The sequence below is a fragment of the Rhizobium sp. SEMIA 4085 genome (genome assembly GCF_013004495.1).
Lineage (GTDB): Bacteria > Pseudomonadota > Alphaproteobacteria > Rhizobiales > Rhizobiaceae > Rhizobium > Rhizobium gallicum.
Genome location: NZ_JABEPH010000131.1, coordinates 1 through 14,795, shown reverse-complemented (window position 1 = coordinate 14,795; position 14,795 = coordinate 1). Strand labels below are relative to the sequence as shown.

16 protein-coding genes are annotated in these 14,795 nt (G+C 59.3%); 9 read left to right on the top strand and 7 right to left on the bottom strand.

Features of this window, described 5'->3' with window-relative positions; all coding sequences use genetic code 11:
* The 6 genes from C9413_RS15055 to C9413_RS15030 all read left to right on the top strand — a co-directional run.
* Positions 1 to 658 (top strand): sulfate ABC transporter substrate-binding protein (locus C9413_RS15055; RefSeq protein WP_170250599.1); only part of this gene is annotated, 658 nt, incomplete at its 5' end.
* An 8-nt stretch (positions 659 to 666) separates the two neighbouring features.
* Positions 667 to 1,524, top strand: coding sequence for a sulfate ABC transporter permease subunit CysT (gene cysT, locus C9413_RS15050; protein ID WP_040115319.1), 858 nt, complete (start codon positions 667 to 669; stop codon positions 1,522 to 1,524).
* The gene (gene cysW, locus C9413_RS15045) at positions 1,514 to 2,386 is read left to right on the top strand and encodes a sulfate ABC transporter permease subunit CysW (protein WP_040115318.1); all 873 of its coding nucleotides are present in this window, start codon (positions 1,514 to 1,516) and stop codon (positions 2,384 to 2,386) included. The genes cysT and cysW overlap by 11 nt, the downstream gene beginning before the upstream one ends.
* Positions 2,387 to 2,396: 10 nt before the next feature.
* Positions 2,397 to 3,440, top strand: a complete 1,044-nt coding sequence (locus C9413_RS15040; protein ID WP_040115317.1) for a sulfate/molybdate ABC transporter ATP-binding protein — start codon at positions 2,397 to 2,399, stop codon at positions 3,438 to 3,440.
* 202 nt (positions 3,441 to 3,642) lie between these two features.
* Complete coding sequence (locus C9413_RS15035) at positions 3,643 to 4,305, top strand: peroxiredoxin (protein WP_040115316.1); 663 nt, start codon at positions 3,643 to 3,645, stop codon at positions 4,303 to 4,305.
* A 46-nt stretch (positions 4,306 to 4,351) separates the two neighbouring features.
* Positions 4,352 to 5,389, top strand: coding sequence for an MBL fold metallo-hydrolase (locus C9413_RS15030; RefSeq protein WP_040115314.1), 1,038 nt, complete (start codon positions 4,352 to 4,354; stop codon positions 5,387 to 5,389).
* 66 nt (positions 5,390 to 5,455) lie between these two features.
* Here C9413_RS15030 and ugpC read toward each other — a convergent pair whose 3' ends face one another.
* The 6 genes from ugpC to C9413_RS15000 all read right to left on the bottom strand — a co-directional run bounded on the left by ugpC (position 5,456) and on the right by C9413_RS15000 (position 11,552).
* Positions 5,456 to 6,511 (bottom strand): sn-glycerol-3-phosphate ABC transporter ATP-binding protein UgpC, encoded by a 1,056-nt coding sequence (gene ugpC / locus C9413_RS15025; protein WP_040115313.1) that lies wholly within the window; start codon positions 6,509 to 6,511, stop codon positions 5,456 to 5,458.
* A 4-nt stretch (positions 6,512 to 6,515) separates the two neighbouring features.
* Positions 6,516 to 7,346 (bottom strand): carbohydrate ABC transporter permease, encoded by an 831-nt coding sequence (locus C9413_RS15020; protein WP_040115312.1) that lies wholly within the window; start codon positions 7,344 to 7,346, stop codon positions 6,516 to 6,518.
* 4 nt (positions 7,347 to 7,350) lie between these two features.
* Positions 7,351 to 8,283, bottom strand: coding sequence for a sugar ABC transporter permease (locus C9413_RS15015; protein ID WP_040115311.1), 933 nt, complete (start codon positions 8,281 to 8,283; stop codon positions 7,351 to 7,353).
* 85 nt (positions 8,284 to 8,368) lie between these two features.
* Positions 8,369 to 9,628 (bottom strand): sugar ABC transporter substrate-binding protein, encoded by a 1,260-nt coding sequence (locus C9413_RS15010; RefSeq protein WP_040116535.1) that lies wholly within the window; start codon positions 9,626 to 9,628, stop codon positions 8,369 to 8,371.
* 38 nt (positions 9,629 to 9,666) lie between these two features.
* Positions 9,667 to 10,833, bottom strand: coding sequence for a PLP-dependent transferase (locus C9413_RS15005; protein WP_040115309.1), 1,167 nt, complete (start codon positions 10,831 to 10,833; stop codon positions 9,667 to 9,669).
* Positions 10,830 to 11,552, bottom strand: a complete 723-nt coding sequence (locus C9413_RS15000; RefSeq protein WP_040115307.1) for a FadR/GntR family transcriptional regulator — start codon at positions 11,550 to 11,552, stop codon at positions 10,830 to 10,832. Before C9413_RS15000 ends, C9413_RS15005 begins: the two co-directional genes overlap by 4 nt.
* A gap of 553 nt (positions 11,553 to 12,105) precedes the next feature.
* Here C9413_RS15000 and C9413_RS14995 point away from each other — a divergent pair.
* From C9413_RS14995 to C9413_RS14985, 3 genes are all read left to right on the top strand, one after another.
* A complete protein-coding gene (locus tag C9413_RS14995; RefSeq protein WP_210263505.1) occupies positions 12,106 to 12,444 on the top strand; it encodes a hypothetical protein in 339 nt (112 codons plus the stop codon).
* A 259-nt stretch (positions 12,445 to 12,703) separates the two neighbouring features.
* On the top strand, positions 12,704 to 13,297 hold the full coding sequence (locus tag C9413_RS14990) for an ankyrin repeat domain-containing protein (protein WP_040115306.1): 594 nt from the start codon (positions 12,704 to 12,706) through the stop codon (positions 13,295 to 13,297).
* 13 nt (positions 13,298 to 13,310) lie between these two features.
* Entirely contained in the window at positions 13,311 to 13,820 is a 510-nt protein-coding gene (locus C9413_RS14985; RefSeq protein WP_082046707.1) for a YHS domain-containing (seleno)protein, read from the top strand.
* A 20-nt stretch (positions 13,821 to 13,840) separates the two neighbouring features.
* Here the strand turns inward: C9413_RS14985 and C9413_RS14980 are convergent.
* On the bottom strand, positions 13,841 to 14,795 hold a 955-nt coding region (locus tag C9413_RS14980), incomplete at its 5' end, for a tetratricopeptide repeat protein (RefSeq protein ID WP_246703759.1).

Here is a 14,795-nt window from a genome sequence, read left to right as displayed (position 1 = left end):
CTCCACCATCGTTTTCCTGGTCCGCAAGGGCAATCCGAAGGGTATCAAGGATTGGGGCGACCTGATCAAGGATGACGTTCAGGTCATTACGCCGAACCCGAAGACTTCGGGCGGCGCGCGCTGGAATTTCCTCGCCGCCTGGGCATGGGCCAAGCAGGCAAACGGCGGTGACGACACCAAAGCGCAGGATTTCGTGACGAAGCTCCTGCAGCACGTTCCAGTTCTCGATACCGGGGCTCGCGGCGCAACGACGACCTTCGTCCAGCGCGGCCTGGGCGATGTTCTGCTTGCCTGGGAAAACGAAGCCTATCTCTCCTTGGAGGAGCTCGGGCCGGACCAGTTCGAGATCGTCACGCCGACCTTGTCCATCCGCGCCGATCCGCCGATTGCGGTCGTCGACGGCAATGTCGATAAGAAGGGCACGCGCAAGGTTGCCGAAGCCTATCTCAACTATCTCTACTCCGACGAAGGCCAGAAGATCGCTGCAAAGCACTTCTACCGCCCGAGCAAGCCGGAGGTCGCCGACAAGGCGGACATTGACCGCTTCCAGAACCTGAAGCTCGCCACCATCGACGACTTCGGCGGCTGGAAGGAAGCACAGCCGAAATTCTTCGGTGATGGCGGCGTATTTGACCAAATCTACAAGCCGGCCCAATAATACCTCGCATGAAAGCACATAGCCCCACGCGGTGGCGGTTCAAACGGCCGAGCGTCATTCCAGGATTTGGAATGGCGCTCGGCCTTACCTTGACCTGGCTCACCCTTTTGATCCTCATCCCCCTCTCGGGCCTTGCCTGGCGTTCGAGCGAGCTTGGCTGGGACAAGTTCTCGTCAATTGCACTCGATCCGCGCACGCTGAGCGCGCTTCGCATCAGCTTCGGCGCGGCTTTTGCCGCGGCCTGTGTCAACGCCGTCTTCGGCGTCGTCCTTGCGTGGGTGTTGGTGCGGTACCGTTTTCCCGGCAAGCGGGTGATCGATGCCATGGTCGATCTGCCTTTTGCACTGCCGACCGCGGTTGCCGGCATCGCCCTGACGACACTCTATGCACCGAACGGCTGGATCGGCCAGTTCCTGACGCCGCTTGGCATCAGGATCGCCTTCACACCGGTCGGCATCGTCGTTGCCCTCGTCTTTGTCGGCCTGCCTTTCGTCGTGCGTACCGTGCAGCCGGTGATGGAAGAGATCGACAAGGAGGTGGAAGAAGCTGCAGCAACACTTGGTGCCAATCGCTTCCAGACGATCTTCCGTGTCCTTCTTCCAGCCCTCGCGCCTGCCGTGTTGACAGGCTTTGCATTGGCCTTTGCACGCGGGGTCGGCGAATACGGTTCGGTCATCTTCATCGCCGGCAACTTGCCGTTCAAGTCAGAGATTGCGCCGCTTTTGATCGTCATCAAGCTGGAAGAATACAACTACGCGGCCGCGACAGGCATTGCGGCAGTCATGCTGATCATCTCGTTCATCATGCTGCTCGTGATCAATCTCATCCAGAGCTGGAGCAGGCGGAGGTACGGGAATGGCATCTGACACGATCACTCGCCCAACCAAGGTCCGATCGGTCGTCACCGAGACGAGGTTCGCCCGCTGGACGCTCATCATCCTGTCGCTGATCTTCCTGCTCCTTATTCTGCTTTTGCCGCTTGCGGCTGTCTTCGTCGAGGCCTTCCGCAAGGGAGGGAGTGCTTTCTTCGAGGCGCTGCAGGACGCCGAGACTTTCTCGGCGATAAGCCTGACGCTTATCGTCGCCGGCATCAGCGTGCCGTTGAACCTATTTTTCGGCGTCGCGGCCGCATGGGCGATCGCCAAGTTCGAATTCAAGGGCAAGGCCATCCTGACGACCCTGATTGACCTGCCCTTCTCCGTCTCGCCGGTTATTTCCGGCCTCGTATTCGTGCTGCTTTTCGGTGCCAATACCTATCTCGGAAAATGGCTCGACGCGCACGACATCAAGATCCTCTTCGCAGCGCCCGGACTGATCCTTGCCACAATGTTCGTCACCTTTCCCTTCGTCGCGCGCGAACTGATCCCGTTGATGCAGGAACAGGGAACGGCGGATGAAGAAGCGGCCCTGTCACTGGGTGCCAGCGGCTGGCAGACCTTCTGGCATGTGACGCTTCCCAACATCAAATGGGGCCTGCTTTATGGCGTGCTTCTTTGTAACGCCCGCGCCATGGGCGAGTTCGGCGCCGTCTCGGTCGTCTCCGGTCACATCCGCGGCCAGACGAACACCATGCCGTTGCAGGTGGAAATTCTCTACAACGAGTATAATTTCACCGGCGCTTTTGCCGTTGCAACATTGCTTGCCTTGCTTGCGCTTGTGACCCTTGTTTTGAAGACGCTGCTCGAAATGCGATACAGCGAAGAAATCGCTGCCAGCCGGCGGCACTGAAGGAATTAGAATGGAAGTACGCGTTCAAAACTTGCGCAAGGAATTCGACCGCTTCCCGGCGCTCCATGACATCTCGCTCGATATCCGTTCAGGAGAGCTGATCGCGTTGCTCGGTCCATCCGGCTCCGGCAAGACGACGCTGTTGCGCTTGATTGCCGGCCTCGAAAGCCCGACCGAAGGTCTGATCTACTTCGGCGATGAAGATGCTTCGAAAAAGACCGTGCAACAGCGCAATATCGGCTTCGTGTTTCAGCACTATGCTCTTTTCCGCTACATGACGGTGCTCGACAATATCGCCTTCGGGCTGAAGGTGCGCGATGCAGCGCGCCGTCCCACAAAGTCCGAGATCCGCAGCCGCGCGCTGGAACTGCTGGATCTCGTGCAGCTTTCCGGTCTGGAAAAGCGCTATCCGGCCCAGCTCTCGGGCGGCCAGCGCCAGCGCGTCGCGCTCGCGCGCGCTCTTGCGGTAGAGCCGAACGTACTGCTTCTCGACGAGCCTTTTGGCGCGCTCGACGCCCAAGTGCGAAAGGACCTGCGCAAATGGCTCCGTGAGATTCATGACCGCACCGGTCACACCACGGTTTTTGTCACGCACGACCAGGACGAAGCCATGGAACTTGCCGACCGCGTCGTCGTCATGAGCCAAGGCGCGATCGAGCAGGTCGGCACACCGGACCAGGTCTACGACAATCCGAATTCGCCCTTCGTCTTCGGTTTCGTGGGTCAGTCGAATTGTCTGGATGTGCGTGTTGCCGGGGGCGAACTTTGGTTCGAAGACCGTCCCCTTGGCTTGAAGGCGGACAATGAGAGGGACGGCAGCGCGCAGCTCTATTTCCGACCGCACGACATCGAACTGCGCGACGGCTGCGGTGGATGCATCGCCGGTCTGCTCGTCTCCAGCCGCCGCGTTGCCGGCACGCGTCACATCGAGGTCAACATCGGCAAGGATCACCCGTCGATCGAGCTCGAATTGCCGCCCGAGCAAGCTGACAGCCTTGACCGCAACCGCATCGCCTTCCGCCCCAAACGCTGGAAGCTGTTCAGGAACGCCTGACGATCCTTGCCCACTCCAAAAGGGGTAGAATGGCCAAAACCCGAAAGTTCAACTGTATTGCCCTGCCCCTCTCCAATACATTGCCGGCGGCTTCTACAAGAGCCGCCGCACTTAAATATTGCGCATTTCCTAATTTAGCAGAATATAGATCAACCATACGCGGCGAAACGTTTCGGCAACCATGTGTCAGATGGAGGGGTTCATGTCTCTCGCGATCAACGATACCGCACCGGATTTCCAGGCAGAAACGACTGAAGGCAAGATTGGGTTTCACGACTGGATCGGCAATTCCTGGGCTGTCCTGTTTTCGCATCCCAAGGATTTCACGCCCGTTTGCACCACTGAACTGGGCTACATGGCCAGGATCAAACCCGAATTCGACAAGCGTGGCGTAAAGATCATCGGCCTATCGGTCGATCCTGTCGATCGCCATGCCGGTTGGGCAAGCGACATCCAGGAAACGCAGGGCGCTGCACCGAATTTCCCGATGATTGCCGATACCGACTACAACGTATCGAAGCTTTATGGCATGCTCCCCGCAGCAGTCTCCGGCGATCCGACAAAGCGAACGCCGGCCGACAACCAGACCGTGCGCAACGTCTTCGTCATTGGCCCCGACAAAAAGATCAAGCTGATCCTTGTCTATCCGATGACGACCGGCCGCAATTTCGATGAAGTGCTGCGGGTGATCGACTCGCTCCAGCTAACCGCCAAGCACAAGGTTGCCACGCCGGCGAATTGGAAACAGGGTGAGGATGTCATCATCGCCGGCTCGGTGAGCGACGACGAGGCCAGGACGATCTATCCGAACGGATGGACCGCACCAAAGCCCTACATCCGGATCGTCCCGCAGCCAGAGGCATAGGTGCGGTGCGACATCCGGTGGAGCAATCTGCAAAAGGGAGGTGCCGATGATCTTCCGCCAGCTCTTCGACAGTGTCTCCGGCACCTACACCTATCTCGTCGCCAGCCGAAAGGGAGGCGAGGCGCTCATCATCGATCCAGTGCTCGAAAAGGTCGACCGCTATCTCAAGCTGGTCGAGGAGCTCGACCTCAAGCTGGTCAAGGCCGTGGATACTCATCTGCACGCTGACCACATTACCGGGCTCGGTGCGCTGCGCGACCGGACCCATTGCGTAACAGTGATGGGCGAGCAGACGCTTGCCGATGTCGTCTCCATGCGCGTCACGGAAGGCGACCGTGTGGCGATTGAGGGACTGAGCCTCGACGTCCTCTACACACCGGGCCATACGGACGATTCCTATTCATTCCTCATGAATGGCCGCGTTTTTACGGGCGACACGCTGCTCATCCGCGGCACCGGGCGTACCGATTTCCAGAACGGCAATCCGCTCCAGCAATATGACTCCATCTTCAACAAGCTCCTCAAACTGCCTGACGAGACCCTGGTCTATCCGGCGCACGATTATAAGGGCGACACCGTTTCTACCATCGGCGAGGAAAAGCGCTTCAATCCACGCCTGAAGGTCAGATCAGCCGACGAGTACGCCGATCTCATGAATAACCTGAAGCTTCCAAATCCGAAGATGATGGATGTGGCCGTGCCTGCAAATATCCATATCGGCCTGCATCAGGACGAGATTGCACGCAAGGGCTGGGCCGTCTCGGCGGCAGAGGTCTTGGCGCTGAGCGGGCGTCCCGACATTGCAATCGTCGATCTGCGTGAGAAGGGAGAACGGGAAAAACATGGAACAATTCCCGGCTCCCTTCATGCGCCCTATCCGGACTTGCAGGAGAACATCAGCACCGGCGGCATGTTGCATGAACTGGCAGAGGCGACCGGCAAGCGCATCGTGTTCTACTGCGCTTTCGGCGAGCGATCAGCAATGGCCGTCCAGGCCGCGCAGGATGCCGGCTTGGCCAGCGCCTGCCACATCGAAGGCGGCATCGATGCCTGGAAGAAGGCGAACGGGCCGGTGATCCGATAACCTACCTGAGGTATTCGTGGGCCGCCACGGCGATTGTCGTCAGTCGGTCGAGGCGGAAAAAATACGTCAGCCAGCCCTATTTCCCTCGCCGTCGAATAGATGCAGATGCTGCGCCGGAAAGGATACGCTAACTTCGGGCCCGGCCGTCAGCGCTTCGCGATCCAGCGTGAAGACCTTGAAAGGCAGGCCATGCAGCGACAGATGCAGGATGATGCCGAAGCCGGTCGGTTCGACGAGCTCGACCTCGGCACGCATTCCGCCTTGGTCCGACATGACCACATGCTCCGGGCGGATGCCGAGCGTGACTTTCGCGCCGCTCGAAAGCGCAAGCGGCGCCGACAGCGGAACAAGCGTCCCGTCCTTCAGCCTGACCCCGCCCGCCTCGCATGTCGCTTCCAGGAAATTCATGCCGGGAGAACCGATGAAGCCCGCGACGAAAAGATTGGCGGGCCGATCGTAAAGTTCGAGGGGGCTGCCGACTTGCTGCACCACGCCGCCATGCATGGCGACGATCCGGTCGGCGAGCGTCATTGCCTCGATCTGGTCATGCGTCACATAGATCGAGGTCGCCTTCAGGTCGCCATGCAGTTTCTTGATCTCAGCACGCATCTGTTCGCGAAGACGTGCGTCGAGGTTCGAGAGCGGTTCGTCGAAAAGGAAGGCCTTGGGCTGGCGAACGATGGCCCGACCCATGGCGACACGCTGCCGCTGCCCGCCCGAAAGTGCCTTTGGCCGCCGTTCAAGCAGCGGATCGAGGCCGAGCTTGGAGGCGGCATTTGCAACCGCGCTCGCAATCTTTTCCTTCGCCGTCTTCCTGAGCCTTAGGCTGTAACTCATGTTGCCGGCGACGTTCATATGGGGATAAAGCGCGTAGGACTGGAACACCATTGCGATGTCCCGGTCTTTCGGATGCAACTCATTGACCCGGTTCCCGGCAATGCGGATTTCGCCGCCAGTGACATCTTCGAGGCCCGCGATCATGCGCAGCAGGGTCGACTTGCCGCAGCCCGACGGGCCTACCAGGACGACGAATTCGCCATCCTTGATCTTGAGATCAATGTCATGCAGCACCTGGACGTGGCCGTAGGCCTTCTTGATGTTCTGGATATCGATCGATGCCATGTGACTAACCCTTGACCGCGCCGGCCGTCAGGCCTTGGACGAGATAACGCTGAATGAGCAGGAAGAAGAGGCCGGCTGGAATGAGTGCCATGACACCCGCCGCCATCATCTGCCCGAAATCTACGGAGAATTTCGAGACGAATGTAAGGAGGCCGACCGGAAAGGTTGCCGCGTCATTGCCGTTGATAAGCATCAGCGCAAACAGCAGTTCGCTCCAGGCCGCGGTGAAGACGAAGCCGAGGGTTGCCGCAATCCCCGGCAACGTCAGCGGCAAGATGATCTGCCGGAAGGCCGTGAACTGCGTCGCTCCATCGATCATCGCAGCCTCCTCGAGATCCTTCGGGATGCCATCGAAAAAAGACTGCATCAGGAAGGTCGCGAAGGGCACGTTGAAGGCGGTATAGACGACGACGAGGCCCGTCAGACTGTTCGTCAAGTGCAACGGCGAGAGTATCTTGAAGATCGGTGCGACGAGCATGACCAGCGGGAACATCTGCGTCAAAAGCATCAGCGCAACGATCCAGTATTTTGCGCGGAAATTGAAGCGCGACAGCGCATAACCGGAAAGCGACGCGCAGATCGTCACCGCCACCGCCGTCGAGGCCGACACGATAAGGCTGTTCTTGAAGAAGGTTGGAAAGGCACTGTGCTGAAGCACAAAGGAATAATGTTCCCATGTCGAACGCGACGGCCACATGCGCACGCCCTCGCTATAAAGCAGGTCGTTCGGGGTGACCGAGACCTTCAGCAGCCAGAAAAGCGGAAAGAGCGCGAAACCGATATAGCAGAGGATTGCCAGTCGATGAGCGATGGTCGCAATTGTGGATCGTCTCATCAATTCAATCCTTCAGCAGGGTCTGCCGCAGCAGGATGATCAGCATGGAATAGGCAAGCAGCAGTGCGAGCAGAACCAGTGCGATCGCCGAGGCATAACCGAAATCGAGCCGCCTGAACGCCTGGGTGAAGATATAGCTGGCGACGATCTGCGTCCGGTCCGCCGGCCCGCCGCCAGTCATGACGACAATGAGATCAGCAAAGTTCGATACCCAGACGGTGCGGAGCAAGACCGTGATGGCAATCGTCGGCGCAAGGAAGGGAAGCGTGATCGAACGGAAGCGCTGGAGCCAGCCAGCGCCATCGATCGATGCGGCTTCGTAAAGATCGCGAGGAATTGCCTGAAGCGCTGCGAGCAGCGTGATCGCGAAGAACGGGATGCCCCACCAGACATTGGCGATGATCGGTCCCCACATCGCAAATTGCGGATCAGAAAGAATGTTGCCAGGGGCGCCGGTCAGCCCGAGGCCGAAGAGCCAGTGCGGAATGGGCCCGATCACCGGATTGAAAAGCCAGGCCCAATTGAGGCCCGCAAGGAAGGACGGAACCGCCCAGGGCAGAAAGACGAGTGCCTGCACGATGCCCCTGCCCCAGAACGGCTTATCGAGCAAAAGCGCCAGGATGAGACCGAAGATGAACTGCAAGATCACCGAAGCGCCGGTCCACCACAGCGTATTGCGAAGCGCGCCGTAAAAGGCCGCATCTTTCGAAAGGGCTCGGAAGTGCTCAAGCCCGATGAAACCGCCGGAAAATGGGTTCAGAAGCTGGATATCGCGAAAGGCGTAGGAAATGCCCACTGTCAGCGGCGCCAACATAACCGCGATGATGAGGATCAGCGACGGTGCGCTGTAGAGATAGGGCTCCGAGGCATCTGCAAGACGCTTCAGCCACGGCCTGCGATCGTGGCGCCTGTTCAACGTGTCGGCGATCATAGTCATCGGCCAAATTCCGGTTCGCGGGCCTGATGGCGCCGTCTGTCTCGTCGGGAAGGTTCGGCGGCGGATCGCTCCGCCGCCCTGGCTCCTATTTTTTGGCCAGGAACTTCTGCTGCGCCTTGGTCAAGTAGTCGGCCCACTGATCGGCCAGTTCCTTCGGCGTAATGTCGCCAAGAAGTGCCTGCTGCGAGGTCTTGATCGCCAGCGAATCCTTGAAGAAGGCGAATTCTTCGAGGTAGGTCGGCATGACGGTCGGAACCGTGTTGGGGTCAGCCAGTTCCTCGAACCAGCCCCTGAACTGGTCGCCTGCATAGAAGGGATCCTTCTCGGCCGCAGTATAGGCCGGCAGAGCGCCGATCTTCTTGTTCCACTCGATGTTGCCTTCCGGGCCTTCAAGCGTTGCAATCAGCTTCCAGGAAAGGTCCTTGTTCTGGCTCGTCGTGAACATCGACCATCCCGCATAGCCGATCGTTGGGAAGGATTTGCCGTCCGGCCCCTTGGGCAGCGGGATGACGCCGAAGTCTTCCTTCTTCATGCGCTCGGCAATGGCAATCAAAGCATCCGGATCCTGGTCGAGAAAGGCGCAGGTGCCGGAATAAAAGCCGGCAACGACCTCATTAAAGCCCCAGTTCACACTGTCCTTCGGCGCATAGCCCTTCTTGTAGAGGTCGACCATCCACTCGATGCCCTTTGTCCAGCCGGGGCTGTTCATCGTTGAAGTGCCGTCTTCGTTAAAGTACTTGTTGTCGCCTGCCATGGAGGCTGCAAAGATCATCCAGCCATTCAAGCCGCCCGGGCCGCCGCGCATGCAGTAGCCATATTTTCCGGAGATCTTGGAGACCGCTTCGGAGGCCTTGGAAAATTCGTCCATCGTCTTCGGCGGTTCGGCAACGCCTGCTTCCTGTAGCAACTTCTTATTGTAGAACATGGCACGTAGATAGAAGCCGTAAGGCAGCATATAGGCCGTATCCTTGACATCGCGCCCGAGTTCAAGCGCGCGCGGCGTCAGCTCCTTGGTGTGCTCCCACTTTTCCAGATAGGGTTCAAGGCTTTCAAGCATGCCGTTGTTGCCGTAGAGCGAAAGCCAGGTGTCCGGCATTTCCATCACGTCCGGCGTATCGCCCGCCGACACCATTGTCGCGAACTTCTGGAAGGCTTCGTTCCACGGTAGCGAAATGATCTCGACCTTGGTGCCCGGGTTTTCGGCCTCGAACTTACCGACGATCGATTTGAGGGTCTCGGTGCGCTCCGGGCTGGTGATGACTTCAACGAGTTTCAGCGTCGTATCGGCAAAAGCCGTGCCTGCCATCATCGCTGCGAAGAGCGTTGCAGTTATCAGTCTCTTCATGCTCATTCCCCCTTTTCGGTGTTCTTTCAGTTGACGGGTTATGAAGCGGCGGCTATCGCCTCTTCGATATCCCTCCACAGTGCCTCGGTTCCTTCAAGGCCGACATGGAGGCGTACGGACCGCGGATGAATGCCAAAGGCATGCGCGGAATTCGGCTGCGCTTTCTGCTGGAGCACAACCTCGCCCGGTACGATCAGGCTTTCATGCCCACCCCAGCTTACACCCAGTTTGAAAAGCTTGAGGTGGTCGGCAAAGGCGCGGATATCGACACCTTCGCGGAAAATGAACGAAAAGAGCCCTGATGTGCCGTTGAGGCCAGTGGGCAGACGATTGGAAAGTCCCGGATGACAGACCTGCTCGACGACATCGAATTTCTGCAGGCGCTGGGCGATGGTCATCGCCGCAGCCTCGTGGGCCTTCATGCGAAGCGGCAGCGTCCGCAGACCGCGGATGAGAAGCCAGGCGTCGAAGGGCGAAAGCTTGGCGCCGAGATAGGGATAGGCCTCGGCCTTGATGCGCGCGATCATCTCCTTGGAACCGGCAATAACGCCGGCGACGACGTCGCTGTGGCCGCCGAGATATTTTGAAGCCGAATGGATAACGAGATCGACCCCTGATGTCAGCGGCCGTTGGAAGAAGGGGCTCGCCCAGCTGTTGTCGATCATGGTAACGGCGTCATGCCGCTTGGCGAGTGCCACAAGCGAGCCAACGTCATGGGCCTCCATGACCCAGCTCGTCGGGCTTTCCATGTAGAAGAGCCTCGCACCGGGCAGCGCCTTGGCGACTGCCTCCTCGTCGCGCCCGTCGACATAGCTGACCTCGATCCTCATCCGCTTCAGGATCGTGCCAAACAGGCGGAAAGCGTCTGGATAGACGTGTTTGACCGCTACGATCCGGTCACCGGGCTCTACAAAGCTCAGGACCGCCGATGAGATCGCCGCCATGCCGCTCGCAAAGCCGAGGGCATCTTCCGCGCCCTCGAGCTTGGCAAGCATCTCCTCGAACATCCGCACAGTCGGATTAAGCCCACGCGTATAGATCGGCCGCACCTTCTCGCCGCGATAGGAAGCGATCATGTCATCGTAGTCGGAGAAGGTGAAAAGCGACGTCTGAAAAATCGGCGGAACGACCGCATCCGCGAAGTTGCCCTCGTCATGGGCGGTGATCAGCGAAGCAAGCTCGAAGGGTTCCAAGCCGTTGCTCATTTGGACATTTCCTTGATGTCTTCCTCGACAACCTCGAGGATTTTCAATGTTTCTTCGCGGGCAGCCTCGGCGTCCTGGGCAACGATGGCGTTGAAAAGCGTGCGGTGGAACGGAAAGGACCGGCGCGCAAAGTCTTCCCGGTCGAATGGATGAGTCCAAAAGCGCTCGAAGGTCTCGCGCATCTGCTCAAGAAGCTGGCCGAACAGCGGATTATGGGTTGCGTCATAAACAGCCATGTGAAAGGCGAGGTCTTCGGGACCGGACGTGCCCTTCGCTTGGTGCACGCGCTCCATTTCATCGAGCTTCTCTTCGATGACGGCGAGGTCGCCGGCCGTTCTGCGCCGCGCAGCCACCATGCCTGCTTCGCATTCGATGCCGCGGCGAACCTCCAGCGTCTGCAGAAGGACGTCACGAAGATGCGCCGTGTCAAGCGACAGCGGCATGTGGATGGTCGCCTTGGAAACCGGTTTCAACAGGTAGGTGCCGCTTCCCATGCGCGTCTCAATCACTCCCAGCGCCTGAAAGTGCCGGATCGCCTCGCGAATAGTCGAACGACCCACAGCAAGGGCTGCCATAAGTTCACGTTCGGCAGGCAGCCTGTCGCCTGCCTTAAGCTTCGCCGCCTCAACATAGTGAGCCAGCGCCTCGGTCACCTGACGCGCACGATCCATGGCGGGAAGCGGCCGGATCAAGGGGGTATCGCCGACATGTGCCTTCATGGTTCACCGATTGATTCTTAAAGCACCAGCTTTTCAAATTGGTCTGACGTCTTAGCATTTCGCAAAGAATCTGCTCCGTCAAGGTGGAGCAAGCTGATGAAGAGCAGATTCCAATTTTTCGAAAAACCCTGCCTTTCGGAAAACTGCCGATTAGACTCTCCTAAAGTGCCGATCTAGGTCAATTATAGGAATTTCTTCCTGCTTCCGATGTTTCGTATGCTGCGGAGTAGGAATGGCGAATTTCCGTTCTGAGTTGGGTCTTCAAGCGATCAGGTGAAATTTCGCGACAGGGGCTGCAGGCGTTCCCAGGCCTCCCCCTTGCGACTGTGGAGCTGGGGTGGTCTCACTGAGGCGGAGCGGCTAGTGAACAATGTCCTCGCAGCCAAGAACCTAAGTCCGCAGGTAACGAGACACGATAGCCTCATCTGGCTACAGGACGCTCTTTCAGCGCCGTTCTCGTGACCATGTCGACGCGAGCTGGGGAGTGATACGATGACGGCTTTGGAACTCTACGCACGCATGATGTTCGCCCATTATCTGGGCGACTTTCGCCCTGCAGTCGCAGTTCATCGCGGACGGCAAGAACTGTAGGAATCCAATCCCCGGAGTGCCGTCGCGGCAGGTGCTGATGGCCCATGCGGGAATCCATGGCGGCTTTGTCGCGGTGGCGATCGCCGTCGCCGGCCTCTCGAATCCCGAGCTTCTCCATTGGGCGGTGGTCTTCGGCGTCGCCGAGACGGCGATCCACTTCCGTATCGATGCGGCGAAATGCGGCAAGAAGTTCGGATGGGACGTAGACCAGGCGCTGCACTTCCTCTGCAAGCTCGCATGGACGGGCGCCGCCTGCCTCATCGCTGGGATGCCGGTACTAGACCGCATGACCTCCCCTTAAAAGCGCCTGAGTGACGTCGTCCGCCGCGAGGCCGAGCATTTTCTCGGCATTATGCAGGGGAGACATGTTCGCGATAACTGTCTTTCGGGCGGTGACCGGCTGGAATGGAGCACGAGCACAACACCACTCGCCCCGACACCTTCGGGCGAACTATCTTTCTGAAACGTTGATTTGACAACCCGCCCTTAGCGCGCCGAGGTTGTTTTAGGCTTCTCTTATATTTTGTGTTATTTTCACTAGAAACATCCAAGGTGGAGTCATGGGCCGGCTGCTTGCATCGGTAGCGTTGTTTTTTGCGGCGACAATGGCCGCCGCAGGTGATCCCTTGTTCGATGCCGTTGCAGCGGGAGACACCGTCGCCGTCGAGCGGACTCTGGCTGCGGGTGCCGATGTCGACAGTCGGGCACGAGACCAGGGGACGCCTCTCATCAACGCCGCCCTCGCAGACAAGCTCGCCATAGCCGAACTGCTGATCCGCAAAGATGCCGACGTCATGGCTCGCAATTCTGGCGGCTTTACGCCCCTTCATGCCGCGGCCTTTTCCGGCAGCTTGCCGATCAGCAAGCTGCTGCTCGACCACGGTGCGACGCTTGACGACGCGGCCAACAAGGCGGGGGTGACGCCGCTGATGGTGGCCGGTGAGGAAAACCACGCAGCCCTCGCCGAGTTTCTGCTCGCCAAGGGCGCTGATGTCGGTCACGCGGAGGTTCACGGCTACACGCCGATCGCGCGGGCATTCTGGAAGGGCAACACAGACATCGTCCGGCTGTTCAAGCGGCACGGCGCGACCTGCCCTCCGGCCAGCCTCCTCGGCGACCAGGGTTACGCGAAATGCATGGAAATCCACGATTGAACAGGAGGCTCAGATGGAAGTAATGACCAGAAGCCGCGCACGAGGCATTGGACGCTCTGTGGCGGGGACCGTCTTGGTAGTGGCAGCGGTTGTCGGTGGGTCGCCTGCCTTCGCCGATGACTCGGTGAACACGGGCTACTTCGGCGGTGTGGCGATCATGGGGTACGACACGGTCGCCTACTTCACCGCAGGCAAGGCGACGAAGGGATCAGAGAAATTCTCCTACGAATGGCTGGGGACGCCGTGGCATTTCGCCAACACCGAACACCGCGACATGTTCATAAGTGAGCCTCTCAAATACGCGCCTCAGTATGGCGGCTACTGCGCGGGCGAGGTGATCAATGGGTCGGTCACGGTCAACATCGATCCGGAAGCCTTCAAGATCATCGACGGCAAGCTTTACCTGATCTACGACAAGAAGCATGCGGAGGGGTTCGCCGCCCACGCGGAAGACGCCGTGGCGAAGGCAGACGACAATTGGCCGAAGGTCGCGGCCGATCTCGAAATGGATCAGTATCACTGACAAAAGATCGACCAGGTCTTCTATTTCACGGGCGAGAAATAGAAGACCTTGGTCGAGTTCACATAGGCATAGATGGTCTCGTCGTCCGAGTTGGCACGTCTGTAGACCGGACCGCAATCTGCTTGACCGAATGCATTCTCGCTTTGCTCGCAGAGCATGTCTCCATTGATGGAAACCGTTTCGGTCATCAACTGCGTCGACGAGCGGAATGCCGCGCTGCCATCGAGGCCGATTTGCATGAGTGCCTGGCTTCCTGAGGGCTCGGTCTTGCCCCGCAGCAGTTTGCCTATGACGGTGCTTGCGATTTCGTCCCCGTTCAGCCGGTTACGCTCGTCGCCTTTGAAACCGAACGGCCACTCCGGCAGGCCGGCCTCGCGCAAGCCATCGAGGATAAACGCAAGATCCTGCTTGCGGAAGTGGGCGTAGCTGAGCCGCCAGCCTGCCAGGCAATCGCGCCCGGCCTGAAGGCGGATTCCCTCGGCGACAGCCGCGCGGGCGTCATCAAGGCGGCCGCCACGGACATAGGCCATGGCAAGAGGGGTAACGAACTCGCCGTTTCCCGGCGAACCATCTCGGGCGCGTTCGAAATTGTCGATGGCCTTCGCGTAGTCGCGCAGCAGATAAAAAACCAGACCAGCAGTGTATCGGTCGATGGCGGAGAGGTTCGGATCATGCTGGAGCGCCGTCTCGACGGCCGCAGCGGCTCCGTCATGCTTACCGGAGACCAGTTGAACGTATGCGAGCGCCATATAAGCTTCGGCATCGGCGGATCCAAGGGACACCGCCTTCTGCGCCGAAATGATTGCCTGTTCGTAACGGCGGTCCACGACCTGCATGACGGCAAGGACAGCGGAAGGGGGGGGAGGGTCGGGGGCGCGCGCCAGCGCGCCGACTTGCCTGTGTGAGGGCCCTTTTCTCGCCGGGGGGCCCTGTGGGAAGGCCGCCTGTGGGCCCCCCCCAGAACACGCCGGGGGG

What these genes read in the sequence shown, in the direction of transcription:
- cysT (WP_040115319.1), top strand. Translation starts at nt 667, where the DNA reads ATGAAAGCACATAGCCCCACGCGGTGGCGGTTCAAACGGCCGAGCGTC.
- cysW (WP_040115318.1), top strand. Translation starts at nt 1,514, where the DNA reads ATGGCATCTGACACGATCACTCGCCCAACCAAGGTCCGATCGGTCGTC.
- C9413_RS15040 (WP_040115317.1), top strand. Translation starts at nt 2,397, where the DNA reads ATGGAAGTACGCGTTCAAAACTTGCGCAAGGAATTCGACCGCTTCCCG.
- C9413_RS15035 (WP_040115316.1), top strand. Translation starts at nt 3,643, where the DNA reads ATGTCTCTCGCGATCAACGATACCGCACCGGATTTCCAGGCAGAAACG.
- C9413_RS15030 (WP_040115314.1), top strand. Translation starts at nt 4,352, where the DNA reads ATGATCTTCCGCCAGCTCTTCGACAGTGTCTCCGGCACCTACACCTAT.
- ugpC (WP_040115313.1), bottom strand. Translation starts at nt 6,511, where the DNA reads ATGGCATCGATCGATATCCAGAACATCAAGAAGGCCTACGGCCACGTC.
- C9413_RS15020 (WP_040115312.1), bottom strand. Translation starts at nt 7,346, where the DNA reads ATGAGACGATCCACAATTGCGACCATCGCTCATCGACTGGCAATCCTC.
- C9413_RS15015 (WP_040115311.1), bottom strand. Translation starts at nt 8,283, where the DNA reads ATGACTATGATCGCCGACACGTTGAACAGGCGCCACGATCGCAGGCCG.
- C9413_RS15010 (WP_040116535.1), bottom strand. Translation starts at nt 9,628, where the DNA reads ATGAAGAGACTGATAACTGCAACGCTCTTCGCAGCGATGATGGCAGGC.
- C9413_RS15005 (WP_040115309.1), bottom strand. Translation starts at nt 10,833, where the DNA reads ATGAGCAACGGCTTGGAACCCTTCGAGCTTGCTTCGCTGATCACCGCC.
- C9413_RS15000 (WP_040115307.1), bottom strand. Translation starts at nt 11,552, where the DNA reads ATGAAGGCACATGTCGGCGATACCCCCTTGATCCGGCCGCTTCCCGCC.
- C9413_RS14990 (WP_040115306.1), top strand. Translation starts at nt 12,704, where the DNA reads ATGGGCCGGCTGCTTGCATCGGTAGCGTTGTTTTTTGCGGCGACAATG.
- C9413_RS14985 (WP_082046707.1), top strand. Translation starts at nt 13,311, where the DNA reads ATGGAAGTAATGACCAGAAGCCGCGCACGAGGCATTGGACGCTCTGTG.